Below are 18771 nucleotides of genomic sequence, written 5' to 3'. Positions count from 1 at the left end.
CCTCTACTTCACAGGTAGGTGATGCCAGGTTTTGCCGTGCTGATACGCGTGCCGGCGCTGCCCTGGACGATGGCTTCGATATCCGAGAGTGAACCGATGACGGCAGTTTTGCCAGTCTGGCGGGCGAACTCGCAGGCCGCTTGTACCTTCGGCCCCATGGAGCCGGCGGCGAAGCCGAGTTTCTCCATGTCATCGGGATGGGCCTGGCCGATGGCCTTTTGGGTCGGCTTGCCGAAGTCGATAAAAGCCGCATTGACGTCGGTGGCGATCACCAGCAAATCCGCGTCCAGTTGTGATGCCAGCAAGGATGAGCACAGGTCTTTGTCGATTACCGCTTCAATGCCGCGCAGCGTGCCGTCTTCGCCATACATGGTCGGGATGCCGCCGCCACCGGCGCAGATCACAATGGCGCGTTTTTCCAGCAGCCACTTGATCGGGCGGATTTCGAAGATGCGTTTGGGGCTTGGGCTGGCCACCACACGGCGGTATTTATCGCCATCGGGCGCGATGGCCCAGCCTTTTTCGGCGGCGAGTTTTTCGGCTTCGGCTTTGGAGTACACCGGGCCGATGGGCTTGGTCGGGTTCTGGAAGGCCGGGTCTTTGGCGTCGACTTCCACTTGGGTGAGCAAGGTGGCGAACGGCACCTCGAAGTCCAGCAGGTTGCCCAGTTCCTGTTCGATGATGTAGCCGATCATGCCTTCGGTCTCGGCGCCGAGCACGTCCAGTGGGTACGGCGAAACCTGGGTGTAAGCCGCCGCCTGCAACGACAGCAGGCCGACTTGCGGGCCATTGCCGTGGGCGATCACCAATTCGTTGCCGGGGTGGATTTTGGCGATCTGTTCGGTGGCGATACGGATATTGGCGCGTTGGTTGTCCGCCGTCATGGGTTCACCACGGCGGAGCAGGGCGTTACCGCCCAGGGCTACGACGATGCGCATAATGCATTCCTTTTAGAAGGATCGTTCCCACGCTCTGCGTGGGAATGCCTCACTGGACGCTCTGCGTCCGCTCTTGTGACGCAGAGCGTCACTGGCTGCATTCCCACGCAGAGCGTGGGAACGATCAGAGTGGGGTTAGATATCCGCCAGCGCCGACACCAGAATTGCCTTGATGGTATGCATGCGGTTTTCCGCCTGCTCAAACGCGATGTTGGCTGGCGACTCGAACACTTCCTCAGTCACTTCCACACCATTGGCCAGGTTCGGATAGCGCGCGGCGATGTCCTTGCCCACCTTGGTCTCACTGTTATGGAACGCCGGCAGGCAGTGCATGAACTTCACGCGCGGGTTGCCCGAGGCTTTCATCATCTTGGCGTTGACCTGGTACGGCAGCAGTTGCTCGATACGCTCGTCCCACGCTTCCACCGGCTCACCCATCGACACCCAGATATCGGTGTGGATGAAGTCGACGCCTTTGACCGCTTCTTTCGGGTCTTCGGTGATGGTGATGCGCGCGCCGCTTTCTTCGGCAAACGCCTGGCACTGCTTGATGAAGTCTTCGTGTGGCCACAGCGCTTTCGGCGCGCCGATGCGCACGTCCATGCCCAGTTTGGCGCCGATCATCAGCAACGAGTTGCCCATGTTGTAACGTGCGTCGCCCAGGTACGCGTAGCTGATGTCATGCAGCGGCTTGTCGCTGTGCTCGCGCATGGTCAGGGTGTCGGCGATCATTTGGGTTGGGTGGAATTCGGCGGTGAGGCCGTTGAATACCGGCACACCAGCGAACTTGGCCAGCTCTTCGACGATTTCCTGTTCAAAGCCACGGTACTCGATGGCATCGAACATGCGGCCCAGGACGCGGGCGGTGTCTTTCATGCTTTCTTTGTGGCCGATCTGCGACGACACTGGGTCGATATAGGTGACGTGGGCGCCCTGGTCATGGGCCGCCACTTCGAACGCGCAACGGGTGCGGGTCGAGGTTTTTTCGAAGATCAGCGCGATGTTCTTGCCTTGCAGGTGCGGACGCTCGGTGCCGGTGTACTTGGCGCGTTTGAGGTCGCGGGACAGGTCCAGCAGGTAGTTCAGCTCGCGGGTAGTGTGGTGCATCAGCGAGAGCAGGCTGCGGTTGCGCATATTAAAAGCCATGATGGATCTCCTTAGGTTTCGGTTATCCCCCTGGCCGCTGCTGGATAAGCAGCGGCCAGGGCCAAAAAATCAATAGTCGATGGGGTCGCGGATGATCGGGCAGGTCATGCAGTGGCCGCCGCCACGGCCTCGGCCGAGTTCACCGGCGCTGATGGTGATGACTTCCACACCGGCCTTGCGTAGCAAGGTGTTGGTGTAGGTGTTGCGGTCGTAGCCGATCACCACGCCGGGCTCCACGGCCACCACGTTGTTGCCGTCATCCCATTGCTCGCGTTCGGCGGCGAAGCTGTTGCCGCCGGTCTCGACCACTCGCAGCGTCTTGAGGTTGAGGGCTGCGGCCACGGTTTCGAGGAAGTTGGTTTTCTCCCGCTGGATGTCGATGCCGTGTGGTTTGCTTTCATCCGGGCGCAGGGTGAAGGGCACGATCTGGTTGACCACTTCGGGGAAGATCGTCACCAGGTCGCGGTCGCAGAAGCTGAACACCGTATCCAGGTGCATCGCCGCGCGGGACTTCGGCAGGCCGGCAACGATCACGCGTTCCACGGCTTTGTTCTTGAACAGGTTGCGCGCCAGTTGGCCAATCGCCTGGTGCGAAGAACGCTCGCCCATGCCGATCAACACCACGCCATTGCCAATCGGCATCACGTCGCCGCCTTCCAGTGTGGCGGCCCCGTGTTCCTGGTCGGGGTCGCCGTACCAGATCTGGAAGTCGGCGTTGGTGAACTCGGGGTGGAATTTATAGATGGCGCTGGCCAACAGGGTTTCCTGACGTCGCGCCGGCCAGTACATCGGGTTGAGCGTCACACCGCCGTAGATCCAGCAGGTGGTGTCGCGGGTGAACTGAGTGTTGGGCAGCGGCGGCAGGATGAAGCTTGAGTGGCCGAGGAAGTCGCGGAACATCTCGATGGTCCGGCCGCCGAAGCTGCTCGGCAGGTCATCGGCCGACACGCCGCCAATCAGGAACTCGCTGATTTTGCGCGGCTCCAGGCTGCGCAGCCACGAGCCGACTTCATCGACCAGGCCCAGGCCCACCGTATTGGCGGTGATCTTGCGCTCCAGAATCCAGTCCAGCGCTTCGGGGATGGCGACGATATCGGTCAGCAGGTTGTGCATTTCCAGCACATCAATGTCCCGCTCGCGCATCTTGGTTACGAAGTCGAAGTGGTCGCGCTTGGCCTGGGCCACCCACAGCACGTCATCGAACAGCAGTTCATCGCAGTTGTTGGGGGTCAGCCGCTGGTGGGCCAAACCTGGGGAGCACACCATGACTTTGCGCAGTTTGCCGGCTTCGGAATGTACGCCGTACTTCACTTTTTCCGTGGTCATTACAGATCCTCCAGTGAACAAAAGTTACAGAGTCAGGAAGCCGGCGTAGAGGCCATAAGCAGCCACCAGGGCGCCAATGACTACCGCGGCGAAAATCAGCTTCTCGACGTTGGTGAAAATCGGTTTGCCCAGTTCATGCTTGGCCTTGGCGAACAGGATCACGCCGGGGGCATACAGCAGGGCGGAGAGCAGCAGGTACTTGGTGCCACCGGCGTAGAGCAGCCACACCGCGTAGATCAACGCGATGGCGCCGATGAACAGGTCTTTCTTGCGCTCGCGCAGGGCGTTTTCGTAGGTCTCGCCGCGCACCGCCAGCAGCAGTGCATAGGCCGCCGACCACAGGTAAGGCACCAGGATCATCGAGGTGGCGAGGTAGATCAGCGACAGGTAAGTGCTGGCCGAAAACAGCGTGATTACCAGGAAAACCTGGACCATCGCATTGGTCAGCCACAGGGCGTTGACCGGCACATGGTTGGCGTTTTCCTTACGCAGGAACTCCGGCATGGTGTGGTCCTTGGCGGCGGCGAACATGATCTCCGCACACAGCAGCACCCACGACAGCAGCGCACCCAGCAGCGAGATGATCAAGCCGACGCTGATCAACACCGCGCCCCAGTGGCCCACCACATGCTCCAGCACGGCAGCCATCGAAGGGTTCTGCAGTTTGGCCAGTTCCGGTTGGGTCATGATGCCCAGGGACAGCACGTTCACCAGCATCAGAAACAACAGCACGGTGATAAAACCGATCACGGTGGCCTTGCCGACGTCGCTGCGTTTTTCTGCACGGGACGAGAAGATGCTCGCGCCTTCGATGCCGATAAACACCCACACGGTGACCAGCATCATGTTGCGCACCTGGTTCATCACGCTGCCCAGGTCGGGGTTTTTCACGCCCCAGATGTCGGCGGTGAAAATGTCCAGCTTGAACGCGAACACAGCGATCAACACGAACAGCACCAGCGGCACCACTTTGGCGACGGTGGTCACCAGGTTGATGAACGCCGCTTCCTTGATGCCGCGCAGTACCAGAAAGTGCACGGCCCACAGCAGCACCGAGGCGCCAATCACCGCAGCGGGTGTGTTGCCTTCGCCAAAGATCGGGAAGAAGTAACCGAGGGTGCTGAACAGCAACACGAAGTATCCGACGTTGCCCAGCCAGGCGCTGATCCAGTAGCCCCAGGCCGACGAGAAGCCCATGTAGTCGCCGAAGCCGGCTTTGGCGTAGGCGTATACGCCGCCGTCGAGGTCAGGTTTGCGGTTGGCCAGGGTCTGGAACACGAAAGCCAGGGTGAGCATGCCGATGGCGGTAATGACCCAGCCGATCAACACCGCGCCGACATCGGCGCTGGCGGCCATGTTTTGCGGCAGTGAGAAGATCCCGCCGCCAATCATTGAGCCCACGACCAGCGCAACCAGGGCGCCGAGTCGAAGTTTTCCGGGAGTGTCAGACATTGCATGACTCCAATGCAGGAGAAGAGAGAGCACAGAATAATTCTGTGCGCTGATCAAACAGCTGACTTAGATCACGTCATTGGCACATTCCATTGTGAATTAATGACTTAGGGGTAAGATCCCGGGGCAATAGTTTCCCCCGAAAAGGCGCTTTCCAGAGCGGCTCCTGAGTTTTGATCAAGCATTTAGTCCGAGGTGTGGACGTTTGACCCTAGCCCGCTTTGTCGAATGTGCAAACTTTTCTCAATTAACGGGTTAAGTCTGCAAAAACTGGCCAAGTGCCTGCTCTATTTAAAATCTAAATAAGCTTAAACTTTATAAACTGTCATGCCGTTGCGTTATGAGCGTGACGGTTTTATCGCTGTCTTTAATAAACGCTGCACTCGCTGATTTAATTAGTTGAGTGCGCGTTTGTTCTCTCAAACTATTTTATTTCAGGAGTTTGCATGTCCCAACCGGCCGAGAAACTACGTCTCAGCGCGTTGATTGCCCTGGTGGTGGGGTCGATGATCGGCGGCGGGATTTTCTCTTTGCCGCAGAACATGGCCGCACGCGCCGAAGTGGGCGCCGTGCTGATCGGCTGGGCCATCACCGCCGTCGGCATGCTCACCCTGGCGTTTGTGTTCCAGACCCTGGCCAATCGCAAACCCGAACTGGATTCCGGCGTGTACGCCTATGCCAAGGCCGGGTTCGGTGACTACATGGGGTTTTCGTCGGCCTGGGGTTATTGGATCAGTGCGTGGATGGGCAACGTCGGTTATTTCGTGTTGCTGTTCAGCACCCTCGGCTACTTTTTTCCGGTGTTCGGCCAGGGCAATACGCCGGTCGCCATCGGCTGCGCCTCACTGCTGCTGTGGGCCGTGCATTTTCTGGTGCTGCGCGGCATCAAGGAGGCGGCGTTCATCAACCAGATCACCACCGTGGCGAAGATCGTGCCGTTGCTGATGTTTATCGTGATCGCCGCCGTGGCGTTCAAGGCGGATATTTTCACCCGTGATATCTGGGGCCTGGGCAACCCGCAATTTGGCAGCGTGGTCGATCAGGTGCGCAGCATGATGCTGGTCACCGTGTTCGTGTTTATCGGCATCGAGGGCGCCAGCGTGTATTCGGCGCGCGCCGAGAAGCGCTCGGACGTGGGCCGCGCCACCGTGATCGGCTTTCTCGGCGTGCTGGCACTGCTGGTGCTGGTGAATGTGCTGTCCCTGGGGATCATGAGCCAGCCGGAGCTGGCGCAATTGCAAAACCCGTCCCTGGCAGGTGTGCTGGAACATATCGTCGGGCCGTGGGGCGCGATGGCGATCAGCATCGGGTTGGCCGTGTCACTGCTCGGCGCCTTGCTCTCATGGGCGCTGCTGTGTGCGGAAATCCTCTACGCCACTGCCCATGACAAGACCATGCCGGCCTTCCTGAAAAAGGAAAACCCCAACCGGGTGCCGGTCAACGCGCTGTGGCTGACCAACCTGATGATCCAGGTGTTCCTGGTGATCACGCTGTTTTCCCACAGCACTTACACCACCCTGATTTACCTGGCCTCGTCGATGATCCTGGTGCCCTACCTGTGGTCGGCGGCCTACGCGGTGCTGTTGAGCGGGCGCGGTGAAACCTATGCCGGTGCCCAGCGCCAGCGCTATAAGGATTTGCTGGTCGGCCTGATCGCTCTTGGCTATGCCGTCTGGCTGCTGTACGCCGGCGGCTTGAAGTACCTGCTGCTCTCGGCGCTGTTGTATGCGCCCGGCGTGATCCTGTTTGCCCTGGCCAAGCGCGAGCAGGGCCAGCCCTTGTTTACGCACATGGAAAAGGGCATTTTCAGCTGCGTGATCGCGGGCGCGGGGCTGGCGGCTTATGGGCTGTATAGCGGGGTGTTGTCGTTGTGAGATTGGCGTATGAGCCGCCCTATGACTGGGCGGCAATGCTGGGTTTTTTATCGGCGCGGGCGATCACCGGGCTGGAGACCGTTGAGGCCGGCGTGTATCGGCGCAGCATCAGCGTGAACGGGCAGCACGGCTGCCTCAGCGTGGCACCGGGTGCGGGCGATTGGCTGGAAGTGGGTGTTGAGTTCCCCGACGCGGCGGCGCTGCCCGAGATCGAGCGGCGCCTGCGGGCCATGTTCGATCTGGACGCCCGGCCTGGGTTGATCAATGCGCAGCTGGCCGCCGACCCGTTGATGGCACAACTGGTGGCTGCGCGCCCTGGCCTGCGTGTACCGGGGACGTGGGACGGTTTGGAACTGGCGATTCGTGCGGTGCTGGGCCAGCAGATCACGGTGGTCGCGGCCATTCGCCTGGCGGGTAAATTGGTGGCGCAGTATGGCCAGCCGCTGCAAACGCCCTATGCCGGTATTACCCATGTGTTTCCTGTTGCCGAAGTCTTGGCGGCGGCGGACCTCGCGACCTTGGGCATGCCCAAGGCGCGGGGCCGTACTTTGTCAGGTGTGGCTCAGGCGTTGCTGGAAGATCCGCAGTTATTTGCACCCAAGGCCAACCTCAAGGACGGCGTGGCGCGGCTGGTGGCCTTGCCGGGAATCGGCGACTGGACCGCGCAGTACATCGCCATGCGTCAGTTGCGTGAGCCGGATGCGTTTGCGTCGGGGGATATTGGCTTGATCAATGCGCTGGCGGCGCTGGAAGGCGGGCCGGTGTCGGCGCGGCAGTTGTTGGCGCGTGCCGAGGCGTGGCGGCCTTTAAGGGCGTATGCGGCGCAGCATTTGTGGACGTCGTTGAGTCGGGGGGATTGAGGGTGGCTGTCAGGGCCTCATCGCAGGCAAGCCAGCTCCCACATTTGACTGTGGCCACACTTTCAATGTGTGAGAGCCAGCTCCCACATTTGACTGTGGCCACACTTTCAATGTGTGAGAGCCAGCTTCCACATTTGACTGTGGCCACACTTTCAATGTGTGAGAGCCAGCTTCCACATTTGACTGTGTTCACACATCCAATGTGGGAGCTGGCTTGCCTGCGATAGCGATCTCAAGTCACCACTGAGCCCGATGTGAGCCCAATTCGCCGGCGGGCAAATCCCACTGCAACGGCGTGCCACTGATGCTCACCGGCGCCAGCAAACGATGCGCCTGGCCCCACGCCGTCTGCTCCACCACCAAGCCCTGATCGCCCGGTTCTTCAGCCCGCAACGCCGGCTGCTCCGGCACGTGCCCGGCCTCCACCAGCAACTTCGCCGTGCGCGCCAATGACAACCGCGCCGAACCACCACGTCCGGTTTTCAGCCGCTCACTCAACGCTTGAATCGCACTGGCCGCCATCAAATACCCGGTCGCATGATCCAGCGCCTGCAACGGCAGCGGCACCGGTTTATCTGCCTGTTTCCACGCCATGCCAGCGTCGGCAATCCCGCTGCTCATCTGTACCAAACTGTCGAAGCCGCGACGGTTACGCCACGGGCCGCTCCAGCCGTAGGCGTTGAGGCTCACGTCGATCAGGCCGGGGGCGAGGTTTTGCAGTTCAGTGGCGGTGTAGCCCAACTGCTCCAGTGCGTCGGCGCGGTAGCCGTGGAACAGGATGTCGGCGTCCTTGAGCAAGCTTTCGAACACCTGGCGGTCTTCAGCACTTTTAAGGTCCAGGCGTGCGCAGCGTTTGCCCAGGGTCATTTCCGGTACTACGCCGGGCTCGTTCCAGGTCGGCGAGTCGATGCGCAGTACATCTGCGCCCAAACCTGCGAGAAAACGGCTGGCCACGGGGCCGGCCAACACGCGGGTCAAATCCAGCACCTTGATGCCGGCCAGTGGGCGTGCCACCGAGCCGAGCCAAGGTTTGTCGCAGGGGGTGTCGAAGGCCTGGCGCTGCACCAATGCCTCGGCGTTCACCGCCAACCCTTGCGGATGGGTTTGCCAGGCCTGCCATGTACGCATCTGCGCCGCGCAACCGCCGGCATCGACGATCGCCTGTTCCAGTTCGGCGGCGTTCCAGGTCGCGACTTTACTGGCCATCTCGGCGCGGTCCTTGACCTTGCCCAGCACGCGCTCGGCAGCGGCACGGTGGTGGGGCGCATTGGTATGCAAACGGATCCAGCCGTCGGCGCTGGCGTAGTCGCCGGCTACCGGGTCCCACAGCGGCGGTACTTGCCAGCCCACCGGGCGAATCGAGGAGGAGAACCAGAAGGAAGCGAGGCGCCGGTCCACGCTTACGCTGGGCAAGCGTCCGGTCTGTTGCTGGATAAGTTGAGCAACCGCCTGGCCGGCAGCGCCGAGGCTGGCGCTGGCCAGTTCGGTTACGGCAAAGGTCGAGGGCAGGGCGCCGGCCTCGGTAAACGTCAGCGGGGTTTGCGGTAGATCGAGTGCGGCTTGGATGGGTGTCAGCAGGTCAGTCATCAAAGGCCCTCCGTTAGAGAAGGGCCACTATAGAAGATCCTCACACGGCTGTGACCACTCCCGGCTCCAACGGCAAGTCGATGCTGGCGATAAAACCGCCGTCCGGGTGATTGCCCAGGATCAGGCTGCCGCCATGGCGTTCGGCGGCGCGACGGGCAATCGCCAGGCCCAGCCCGTGGCCTTGTGCGGCCTGGCCAGGCGCGCGATAAAACGGCTCGCCCAACTGGCTCAGGTGTTCGGCTTCAACGCCGGGGCCGTGGTCGCGCACGCTGATCAGGATGCGCTCGCCCTGGTGCCGGGCGCTTAGCTCGATCGGCTGGCCCACGGGGTTAAAGCGCTGGGCGTTACGCAGCAGGTTGTCCACGGCGCGCTCGATCATGGTCGGCCAGCCCTTGAGGTGCAGCTCGGGCTCGGCGCTCAGTTGCACCATCTGTTCCGGCGCACTGAGTTGGGCATCCTTTTGCAAGGTCCTGAGCAGTGGGGTGAGGTCGACGTCTTCGGCGCTGGCGTTGTCGGCATCCACGCGGGCCAGCACCAGAATCTCGCTGATCAGCGCTTCCAGGCGGTCGCACTCGCGGGTCAGGCGCGGCCACAGCCGTTCGCGTTCTTCCGGGCTGGCGCGTTCGGCCAGGGCCAGGGCAATACGCAGGCGGGCCAGCGGTGAGCGCAGTTCGTGGGACACATCGCGCAGCAACTGGCGCTGGCTGCCGATCAGGCTTTGCAGGCGCGCGCCCATGCGGTTGAAGTCGGTGGCGAGCACGCCGAACTCATCGCGGCGGTTGGCCAGTTGCGCCAGGCTGTTTTGCTGATAGGTGGTCTGGCCCAGGTCATGCACCGCACCGCGCAGGCGGCTGAGTGGGCGGGTGATGGACAAGGTCACCAGCAGGCTGAACAACGTCAGTACCACCAGGGCAATCGCCAGCGCGCTAAACGGCCACAGCAGGCTGCTGCGGTGCCAGGCGTCCAGTTCCGGGTTGGGGATGCGGTAGATCAGCAGGTACGTGTCCCCGGTTTTTTCACTGGTGTACTCGGCGGTCAGGCGGCGCCAGGGCAAGTGGCTGTCCTGGTTGTCATTCTGGCGGGCTTCGAAGGCGGCGGCGCGACGTGGGAACGTGCCGCGTACCACCGGGTCGCCGCTTTCGTTGAGTACCTGCACGTCGATGTGGTACTGGCGTTTGCGTTGTTGCAGCAAATCCTGGGCGGCGTCCTCACCCTGGGCTTCATAGAGTTGCGTCCACTCTTGCGCCAGGTTGTTGAGGCCGGGATGGCGGCTGAGAATCCAGGCGTCCTGGTTGAGCATGTGCCCAAGCAGGATCGACAGCCCGGCAACCAAGGCGATGGCCAGCCAGAAACTGGCCAGGATGCGCCAGAACAATGAACGCACAGGAAACCCTCAAGCAGGAAAAGCCCAGCGGCGTGAGCCACTGGGCTGGGGAGGTAACGCTAGAGCATTATTGCGCTTTTTGCGGCTGTTGCGCTTTCCAGGCCTGGAATTCCTTCCACTCGGCGCGGCGCTCGGCTTGCTTCTTGACGATCTCGTCGAATTTCTTCTGTTGATCGGGTTTGAGCACGGCACGGATGTCAGCCTGGGTTTTCTGTTTGCCGGCGGCGATTTCATCCTGCATGGCTTTCTGGTCAGCAGCCGGCAGCTTGTCCAGGTACTTTTTGACCAGGTCTTTGCGGGCGTGCCATTGGTCACCCATCAATTTGCCGATTTGCTGGCGCTGTTCCTTGGTCAGGTCCAGCTGGCTGAAGGGGCCGCCTTTGCCACGCGGACCGTGTTCACCGCCGTGGCCCGGGCCACCCATCATGTGGCCTTCTGGGCCGTCCATCGGGCCTGGGCCTTCTGGCATTGCGGCCATGGCAACGGTCGGCAGGGCAGCGGCGAACATCAGAGCGATAAGGGTCTTGCGCATGGTGTTTCTCCTGTCTCTATTCCGGTGAGTCCGGATGTGAGTAGGTTACGCAGCGCAAGGTCAGCGGCGGTCAGGGGAGGGTAAAGCTTGGGTAAAGAGGGTTTTGATGTGAACTGACAAAACTGTCGGATTGATGCGATCAAGTGTGGGAGCTGGCTTGCCTGCGAATGCGGCGGGTCAGCTACATAGATGCAAGCTGACCCTGCGCTATCGCAGGCAAGCCAGCTCCCACAGGGTAATTGATCGTTCCCACGCTCTGCGTGGGAATGCATACCGTGACGCTCTGCGTCACCGGCGTACACAGCGGGACGCAGAGCGTCCCCGGCGGCATTACCACGCGGAGCGTGGGAACGATCTTTAAACGATCTTTAAAGGCTGTAGTAGTAGCCGCGGCTGCGCAGCGCCACGATCCGTGGCCGACCATCCGGGTGTGGGCCGATCTTTTTGCGCAGGTTGCTCACGTGCATGTCCAGGCTGCGGTCGTACAGAGTGAGCTTGCGGCCCAGGGCGATCTGCGCCAGTTCCTGCTTGTCCAGCGGCTCGCCGGGCTGGCGCAGCAAGGCTTCGAGCAGGCGGCTTTCGGACACGGTGAGGGTGAATTCCTGCTCGTCGATGCTGACCACACCGCGCACCGGGCTGAAGCACAAATCGCCCAGTTCCATCTGCGTCGACACGGCGGCCGGGTGGCTGCGGCGCAGCACGGCGCGCAGGCGCGCAGTCAGCTCGCGCGGGTCACAGGGCTTGGCCAGGTAATCGTCGGCACCCAGTTCCAGGCCGAGGATACGGTCCAGCGGTTCGCCACGGGCCGAGAGCATCACCACCGGCAATTCCGGGTGGTCATTGCGCAATTGCTTGAGCAACTCCAGGCCACTGCCATCCGGCAGCATCACGTCAAGCACGACGGCGGCGGGTGCGGCTTCGGCCAGGGCTTTGCGCGCGCTCACGCCGTCGTGGCAGGCGCGCACCTGGAAACCTTCCTGGCTCAGCCAACTGGTCAGCAGCTCACAGAGCTCCTGGTCATCATCTATCAGTAACAGCTCGCTCATGACTCACTCAATTTAGCCATTGTCGACGGCGACGGTGCCCACCACTGGCGAAGATCCCGCACAGCAGGGCGATCAGTGCGACGGCCGCGCCCGTGACAAACCACTGTTGTTGCTCGGTCAGCCAGCGGGTCAAGGCGCCGCCTTGTGTCTCTTTGAGTTGCTGGACCAGGCGTTGGTTCTCCTGGCGCAAGCGACTCAGTTGGGCGCTTTCGCGAGCAGTATCTGCACTTTGCAGTTGTTTGCTCAGTTCTTCACGCAGCCGTTCGCTTTCTTTCAAGCGTTGCTGCAACTCGGTGATCTGGCTGCCGGCGGCCAGGGACAAGGGCGTGGAGCTGCCAGTGTTCGAGGTTTCTTCAGCGTGGGCGCTTGCCCCGATCATTAACACTGCCAACAGACACAACGGACGTAAGCGCATCGGAACTCCTGATTCCACACGAATATTCAGAACGTTGTCGGCAGGTTACCGAGAATAATGAGCAATTAGGAGCGCGCCGAACCGATTAGGTTCAGCGCAGCCGGGCTTAAGGCAGGACTTGCTTGAACGGCTTGATCACTACATCAGCGTAGACGCCTGCGGCGATGTACGGGTCGGCGTTGGCCCAGGCCTTTGCGTCGGCAAGGGAGGCGAACTCGGCAATGATCAGGCTGCCGGTGAAGCCGGCGGCGCCTGGGTCATTGCTGTCGACGGCCGGGTGCGGGCCTGCGATCACCAGGCGACCTTCGGCTTGCAGGGTTTTCAGGCGCTCAACGTGCGCCGGACGCACGCTCAGGCGTTTTTCCAGCGAATCGGCAACGTCGGTGGCAATGATGGCGTAGAGCATGTCAGTCCTCGGTTTTCGGCGTGGTAGGGGCGGTGTCATGCAGATGGCGCGACAGGTAGATACCTTGGCCGATCAGGAACAATACGGTCATGCCCAGGCTACCGAAGACTTTGAAGTCGACCCAGTAATCCTGGAAGGTAAAGGCCACGAACAGGTTGGCGGCGCCGCAGAACAGGAAAAACACGATCCAGGCCACGTTCAAACGCGTCCATACCGGCTCCGGCAGGGTCAGCGCGTGGCCCATGATGCGCTTGATCAACAAGCGGTCACCAATGAAGTGGCTGCCTATAAACACCAGCGCGAACAGCCAGTTCACTACCGGGGCTTTCCATTTAAGGAAGGTTTCGCTGTGAAAGGCCAGGGTCAGGCCGCCGAACACCAGGCAGGCAACCAGGGTGAGCCATTGGCTTTTTTCCAGTTTGCGCTGGGAAATGAAAATGGCGCCGTAGACTACGATAGAACTGACGATCAGCACGGCAGTGGCGCTGTAGATGCCCCCGAACGAGAGCGGATGACCGGCGATATCGATGACCCTGGGGTCGAGTTTAGTAACGATGAAAAACAGCAACAGCGGGATGAAGTCGATGAATTGTTTCACAGTAAGAGCCAGAAGCTGGATGTGGCGGCATAATAACAAACATCCTTGGTAGCGAAAGCGCCAGCTGACTTGAGGTTACACACTCCCGTGAATGTTGATTTGCACTGCCACAGCACGGCCTCCGATGGCGCCCTGGCGCCCGCGGTACTGGTTGCGCGTGCGTTTGAAAAAGGCGTGCGAGTCTTGTCGTTGACCGACCACGACACCCTCGAAGGCCTCGACGAGGCCCGCACGGCGGCGCATGCCTTGGGCATGCAACTGGTCAACGGCGTGGAATTGTCCTGTACCTGGGGCGGCGCCACCATTCATGTGCTCGGCTACGGCTTCGATCAAAACGCCGCGCCTTTGGTGGCGGCCATCGCCCAATTGCACGATGGCCGTTGGCTGCGGTCCGAAGAAATAAGCCGCAAGCTCAGCCTTAAAGGCATGCCCAATGCGCTCGACGGCGCCCGCGCCATCCAGCAAGAGCTGGGCGACAGCGGCAACGCGCCGGCCCGCCCGCACTTTGCCGACTGGATGGTGCGTGAAGGTTTCGTCAAGGACCGCGCCGAAGCGTTTCGCAAATGGCTGGGCGCCGGCAAGTTGGGTGATGTGAAGCAACACTGGCCGACGCTGGAAGATACAGTCGGCACATTGCGTGCCTCCGGAGCCTGGGTGAGCCTGGCGCATCCCTGGCATTACGATTTCACCCGCAGCAAGCGCCGCAAGCTGATTGCCGACTATATTGGAGCGGGCGGCCACGCAATCGAAGTGGTCAACGGGCATCAACCCGCTGAGCAGGTGGGCAGCCTGGCGATTCTTGCTCGCGAATTTGGTTTGCTGGTCAGCGCCGGCAGTGATTTTCATGGCCCAGGCGGCTGGTCCGAGATTGGCGAGTACCGCCAGGTCCCGGAAGACTTGCCGCTGTTGTGGGGGCGATTCAAGCATGACCCCATTATTGCCACCGTCTGAACAGGTAGAACACGTGAGTCAATTCTTCCAGATTCATCCGGAAAACCCTCAAGCGCGCCTGATTAAACAGGCCGTGGAGATCATTCGCGCCGGTGGCGTGGTGATCTACCCAACGGATTCGTCCTACGCCATTGGTTGCCAGATCGGCGACAAGAGCGCAGTTGAACGGGTCAGACGCCTGCGTGACCTGGACAAAAACCACAACTTTGCGCTGATCTGCAGCGACTTGTCGCAACTGGGGCTGTTCGCCAAAGTCGACACCGGCACCTTCCGTCTGCTCAAGGCGCACACGCCGGGGCCGTACACCTTTATTCTGAATGCCACCCGCGAAGTGCCGCGCCTGTTGCTGCACCCCAAAAAGCGCACCATCGGCCTGCGTGTGCCCGAGCACCCGATTGCCCTGGCGTTGCTGGCAGAACTGGGTGAGCCGTTGATGAGCGTGTCGCTGATTTTGCCCGGTGAAGAAGAGCCGCTGTACGACCCTTACGAGATGCGCCGCCTGCTGGAAAAACACGTCGATCTGATCATTGACGGCGGCTACGGCGGCAACAAGGCGTCCACTGTGATCAACCTGGCCGACGGCGAGCCGGAAGTGGTACGCGTGGGCTGCGGCGACCCGACGCCGTTTATGGTCGAGGCCTGAATGTCGGCCGTGGAAACCGCTGATCCCCAGGCGGGCGCCCAGCAGGAACTGCCATTTGCCATGGTGTATGGCCAGGCGGTCATGGAAATGCCGCTGGACCTGTATATTCCGCCGGATGCGCTGGAGGTCTTTCTTGAGGCCTTCGAAGGCCCGCTGGATTTGCTGCTGTACCTGATTCGCAAGCAGAACATCAATATCCTCGACATCCCGGTGGCAGAAATCACTCGCCAGTACATGGGGTATGTCGAGTTGATGCAGTCGGTACGCCTGGAATTGGCCGCCGAGTACCTGGTGATGGCCGCCATGCTCGCCGAGATCAAGTCGCGCATGCTGTTGCCGCGTTCCGAGACCATTGAGGCCGAAGAAGACGACCCGCGGGCCGAGCTGATCCGCCGTCTGCAAGAATATGAACGCTTCAAGGCCGCCGCCGAAGGCATCGACGGCTTGAGCCGCGTGGGCCGTGATGTGGTGGTGCCCAAGCTCGATGCCCCGGAAGCCCGGGCGCGCAAGCTGTTGCCGGATGTGAGCCTGGAAGAATTGCTGATGTCCATGGCCGAGGTGCTGCGCCGGGGTGACATGTTTGAAAGCCACCAGGTCAGCCGCGAAGCGCTGTCGACCCGCGAGCGCATGAGCGATGTGCTGGAGCGCCTCAAGGGCGGCGGCTTTGTGCCGTTTGTCGAGCTGTTTACCAAAGAGGAAGGGCGCCTGGGGGTGGTGGTGACCTTTATGGCCATCCTCGAACTGGTCAAGGAATCCTTGGTCGAGCTGGTCCAGAATGAGCCTTTTGCGGCTATCCACGTGCGGGCGCGAGCCGAATAAAGAGCTGAATCGATGAATCTGACTGAACCCCGCGAACTGGCGCCCTTGCTGGAAGCCTTTCTCCTGGCCTCGGGTAAACCGCAATCCCTGGAACGCTTGTTCGAGTTGTTTGAAGAGGCCGAGCGCCCTGAACCACCGGTGTTCAAGAAGGCGCTGGAGATTCTGCGCAAGTCCTGCGACGGCCGCGCCTTTGAACTGCGCGAAGTGGCGTCAGGTTATCGCTTGCAGATCCGTGAGAAATTTTCCCCGTGGGTCGGCCGCTTGTGGGAAGAGCGCCCGCAGCGTTATTCCCGCGCGATGCTGGAGACCATGGCACTGATTGCCTACCGCCAGCCCATCACGCGGGGCGAGATTGAGGATGTGCGGGGTGTGGCGGTCAACAGCCATATCGTCAAGACACTGCTGGAGCGCGAGTGGATCCGCATTGTCGGCTACCGCGACGTGCCCGGCAAACCGGCGATGTTTGCCACCACCAAGGTGTTTCTCGACCACTTCAACCTGAAAAACCTCGACGACCTGCCGCCGCTTGCCGAACTGCGCGAGATGGAAGCCGAGCCGGTGCTCGACTTCGACGACGCGCCGGTGCCGGCCAGCCTGCAGGAGCTGGCCGACGCCACCGCCGAGCCGGAAGAGCCGAAGGACGAAACCAGTTTCCATACCTTGCTGCTTGAACTGGATGATATGGAGCAGGGCATCAAGACTGACTTTGATGACTTGCTGCGTGATGGCGCGGCTGAGCCTGAAACCCAGGTGAACGTTGAGGTTGAGGCCGAAGTCGAACCGGAACCCGAAGAGGATATCCTCGGCGTGGCCGAAGCCCGTGAAAAACTCCTGGCCGCCGTGGCCGCCCTTGAGCAGCCGCCGCTTAGCGACGAGGAAGACGAAGCCCGGGCGCTGGCTGAAGCCATCGAAGCCGAACGGCGCCAGTTTGAGGACTGACCCGGTCTGCCAGACACATGGAAACCCTGTGGGAGCTGGCTTGCCTGCGATGCGGGCCCCCCGGTCTGTCGGTTGTACCGAGGTGATGCCATCGCAGGCAAGCCAGCTCCCACAGAAAAGCCAGCTTACTGGGAGGATTCAAATGAGTTCCACCAAAGACCCTTGCATCAGCATCTGCAAATTCGCCGATGACATCTGCGTCGGCTGTGGCCGCAGCAAGCGCGAAATCCGCGCCTGGAAGAAGCTCGACAAAACCGACAAACGCACCGTTCTGGCCGAAGCCGAGCTGCGCCTGCTGGCCCTGGGCGCCACCGGTCGGCGGAAAAGCAAATGACTTGGGCCTTATCGACTAGTCTGTGATGCGAAACCCGCGCCATGCGCGTATGATTCGCGACCCTTTGCCGATCTATTCGGCCAAAGCCCCGCTTTCAATACTCTTCAGGCCACGCCTGAATCGACCCACCGGGAGGTGCTTAAGATGAACGACCAAGACCAGAACGACAGCCAGGAAATCGGCCCAGCAGGCGAAAAACTGCAAAAGGTGCTGGCGCGTATCGGCGTGGGCTCACGCCGCGACGTCGAAGCCTGGATCACCCAGAAGCGCATCAAGGTCAATGGCGTCGAGGCTACCCTCGGCCAGCGCGTCGACCTGCACGATGCAATCACCATTGATGGCAAAGTCATCAAGCGTGAAGAGGCCGCCGAATCGGTGCGCCGCGTGATCATGTACAACAAGCCCGACGGCGAGATCTGCACCCGTGACGACCCGGAAGGCCGTCCGACCGTGTTCGACAAGATGCCCAAGCCCAAAGAAGGCCGCTGGATCAACATCGGCCGCCTGGACATCAACACCACTGGCTTGCTGATGTTCACCACCGACGGTGAGCTGGCCAACCGCTTGATGCACCCGTCCTACGAGATGGACCGTGAGTACGCTGTACGTGTACGCGGCGAAGTCGATGACGAGATGATCGAACGCCTGAAGGCTGGCGTGGTGCTGGAAGACGGCCCGGCCAAGTTCACCGACATCAAGCAGGCGCCCGGTGGCGAAGGTTTCAACCACTGGTACCACTGCGTGGTGATGGAAGGCCGTAACCGTGAAGTACGTCGCCTGTGGGAATCCCAGGGCCTGGTGGTCAGCCGCCTGAAGCGCGTGCGTTTCGGCCCGGTGTTCCTCAACTCCGACCTGCCGATGGGCCGCTGGCGCGAAATGAGCCAGTACGAAGTCGACATCCTCAGTGCCGAAGTCGGCCTGACGCCGGTGGCCATGCCGCAGATGAACGCCAAGAGCAAAGACAAGCTTGAGCGTATGCAGCGTAAATCCTCGCGTCCTGTGGCGCGTACCGAGCGTGTTGCACGCACCTTGCGCCCTGCGCTGAATGCACCGGCGACCGGTGGGCGTATCTCCCGTGAGCCGCACATCGAAGGCGAGCGTCGCCCAACCGCGCCATCGCGTCAGGAAGGCGAGCGTGCGCCACGCACTCCGCGCCCTGCCCGTGGTGAAGCGCCAAGCGGCGGCCGTAGCAACCGTGGTGAAGCGGACCGCCCAGCGGACAACGCCAGCACCAAGCGCCCAGCCAAGCCCGCGGCGAACAAGCGCCCTGGTCCGAAACTGGTCGCCGACGAGCCGTCGGGCAAGCGCCGTGGCGCGCCGGCCGGTTCCGGTCAGCGTCCGGGTTTTGGTCGCAAGAAGCCGCAGTGATTTGATTGCGGCATAAAAAAACGCCAACCCTCGGGTTGGCGTTTTTTTTGGACCTTGATTTGAAATGCTTTCAAGTGTGGGAGCTGGCTTGCCTGCGATGACATCAGCTCGGTTCAACTGAAGGACCGAGGTGTCTGCATCGCAGGCAAGCCA

Annotated in this window: 19 protein-coding genes; 8 read left to right on the top strand and 11 right to left on the bottom strand. The window is 61.4% G+C overall.

Going from position 1 to position 18771, the window contains the following annotated elements; all coding sequences use genetic code 11:
- Window positions 1-8: 8 nt before the first annotated feature.
- The 4 genes from arcC to arcD (HX790_RS09925) form a co-directional block, all read right to left on the bottom strand.
- Window positions 9-938, bottom strand: coding sequence for a carbamate kinase (gene arcC, locus HX790_RS09940; RefSeq protein ID WP_176991488.1), 930 nt, complete (start codon window positions 936-938; stop codon window positions 9-11).
- 135 nt (window positions 939-1073) lie between these two features.
- On the bottom strand, window positions 1074-2084 hold the full coding sequence (locus tag HX790_RS09935; protein ID WP_015885593.1) for an ornithine carbamoyltransferase: 1011 nt from the start codon (window positions 2082-2084) through the stop codon (window positions 1074-1076).
- Window positions 2085-2153: 69 nt separating this feature from the next.
- Window positions 2154-3410: an arginine deiminase gene (gene arcA / locus HX790_RS09930; RefSeq protein ID WP_017139151.1), complete on the bottom strand. Its 1257-nt coding sequence runs from the start codon at window positions 3408-3410 to the stop codon at window positions 2154-2156.
- Window positions 3411-3434: 24 nt separating this feature from the next.
- Window positions 3435-4862, bottom strand: a complete 1428-nt coding sequence (gene arcD / locus HX790_RS09925) for an arginine-ornithine antiporter (protein WP_017139152.1) — start codon at window positions 4860-4862, stop codon at window positions 3435-3437.
- A gap of 446 nt (window positions 4863-5308) precedes the next feature.
- Between arcD (HX790_RS09925) and arcD (HX790_RS09920) the strand changes: the two genes are divergently transcribed.
- Window positions 5309-6736, top strand: a complete 1428-nt coding sequence (gene arcD / locus HX790_RS09920; protein ID WP_170039879.1) for an arginine-ornithine antiporter — start codon at window positions 5309-5311, stop codon at window positions 6734-6736.
- Window positions 6733-7596 carry a DNA-3-methyladenine glycosylase gene (locus tag HX790_RS09915; RefSeq protein ID WP_099549407.1) on the top strand — a complete coding sequence of 288 codons (864 nt, stop codon included), beginning with the start codon at window positions 6733-6735 and terminating at the stop codon, window positions 7594-7596. The genes arcD (HX790_RS09920) and HX790_RS09915 overlap by 4 nt, the downstream gene beginning before the upstream one ends.
- Window positions 7597-7833: 237 nt before the next feature.
- On the opposite strand, the gene HX790_RS09910 is transcribed toward HX790_RS09915, so the two are convergent.
- The 7 genes from HX790_RS09910 to HX790_RS09880 all read right to left on the bottom strand — a co-directional run bounded on the left by HX790_RS09910 (window position 7834) and on the right by HX790_RS09880 (window position 13564).
- Window positions 7834-9183, bottom strand: a complete 1350-nt coding sequence (locus tag HX790_RS09910) for a CoA transferase (RefSeq protein WP_176991487.1) — start codon at window positions 9181-9183, stop codon at window positions 7834-7836.
- 40 nt (window positions 9184-9223) lie between these two features.
- Entirely contained in the window at window positions 9224-10567 is a 1344-nt protein-coding gene (locus HX790_RS09905) for a HAMP domain-containing sensor histidine kinase (RefSeq protein ID WP_017139155.1), read from the bottom strand.
- A gap of 67 nt (window positions 10568-10634) precedes the next feature.
- The gene (locus HX790_RS09900) at window positions 10635-11099 is read right to left on the bottom strand and encodes a Spy/CpxP family protein refolding chaperone (RefSeq protein ID WP_176991486.1); all 465 of its coding nucleotides are present in this window, start codon (window positions 11097-11099) and stop codon (window positions 10635-10637) included.
- A gap of 368 nt (window positions 11100-11467) precedes the next feature.
- Window positions 11468-12145, bottom strand: a complete 678-nt coding sequence (locus HX790_RS09895) for a response regulator transcription factor (protein ID WP_017139157.1) — start codon at window positions 12143-12145, stop codon at window positions 11468-11470.
- Window positions 12146-12152: 7 nt separating this feature from the next.
- A complete protein-coding gene (locus HX790_RS09890; RefSeq protein ID WP_176991485.1) occupies window positions 12153-12560 on the bottom strand; it encodes a translation initiation factor 2 in 408 nt (135 codons plus the stop codon).
- 106 nt (window positions 12561-12666) lie between these two features.
- The gene (locus tag HX790_RS09885) at window positions 12667-12966 is read right to left on the bottom strand and encodes a YciI family protein (RefSeq protein ID WP_017139159.1); all 300 of its coding nucleotides are present in this window, start codon (window positions 12964-12966) and stop codon (window positions 12667-12669) included.
- A gap of 1 nt (window position 12967) precedes the next feature.
- Window positions 12968-13564, bottom strand: a complete 597-nt coding sequence (locus HX790_RS09880; RefSeq protein WP_099549410.1) for a septation protein A — start codon at window positions 13562-13564, stop codon at window positions 12968-12970.
- Window positions 13565-13651: 87 nt separating this feature from the next.
- Here HX790_RS09880 and HX790_RS09875 point away from each other — a divergent pair, with 87 nt between their 5' ends.
- The 6 genes from HX790_RS09875 to rluB all read left to right on the top strand — a co-directional run bounded on the left by HX790_RS09875 (window position 13652) and on the right by rluB (window position 18618).
- Window positions 13652-14515 carry a PHP domain-containing protein gene (locus HX790_RS09875; protein ID WP_099549411.1) on the top strand — a complete coding sequence of 288 codons (864 nt, stop codon included), beginning with the start codon at window positions 13652-13654 and terminating at the stop codon, window positions 14513-14515.
- A gap of 13 nt (window positions 14516-14528) precedes the next feature.
- On the top strand, window positions 14529-15158 hold the full coding sequence (locus HX790_RS09870; protein WP_017139161.1) for an L-threonylcarbamoyladenylate synthase: 630 nt from the start codon (window positions 14529-14531) through the stop codon (window positions 15156-15158).
- A gap of 120 nt (window positions 15159-15278) precedes the next feature.
- The gene (locus HX790_RS09865) at window positions 15279-15977 is read left to right on the top strand and encodes a ScpA family protein (RefSeq protein WP_169875663.1); all 699 of its coding nucleotides are present in this window, start codon (window positions 15279-15281) and stop codon (window positions 15975-15977) included.
- A gap of 12 nt (window positions 15978-15989) precedes the next feature.
- A complete protein-coding gene (scpB, locus tag HX790_RS09860) occupies window positions 15990-16916 on the top strand; it encodes an SMC-Scp complex subunit ScpB (RefSeq protein ID WP_138454230.1) in 927 nt (308 codons plus the stop codon).
- Window positions 16917-17058: 142 nt separating this feature from the next.
- A complete protein-coding gene (locus tag HX790_RS09855; RefSeq protein WP_138454185.1) occupies window positions 17059-17250 on the top strand; it encodes a DUF1289 domain-containing protein in 192 nt (63 codons plus the stop codon).
- Window positions 17251-17394: 144 nt separating this feature from the next.
- Window positions 17395-18618 (top strand): 23S rRNA pseudouridine(2605) synthase RluB, encoded by a 1224-nt coding sequence (gene rluB / locus HX790_RS09850; RefSeq protein WP_017139164.1) that lies wholly within the window; start codon window positions 17395-17397, stop codon window positions 18616-18618.
- The last annotated feature ends 153 nt before the right edge of the window (window positions 18619-18771 follow it).

Origin of the sequence: Pseudomonas sp. IPO3747 (assembly GCF_013385245.1) — a bacterium.
Lineage (GTDB): Bacteria > Pseudomonadota > Gammaproteobacteria > Pseudomonadales > Pseudomonadaceae > Aquipseudomonas > Aquipseudomonas edaphica.
The sequence above is the reverse complement of the archived record's forward strand: the minus strand, read 5'-3'. Positions and strand labels throughout refer to the sequence as shown.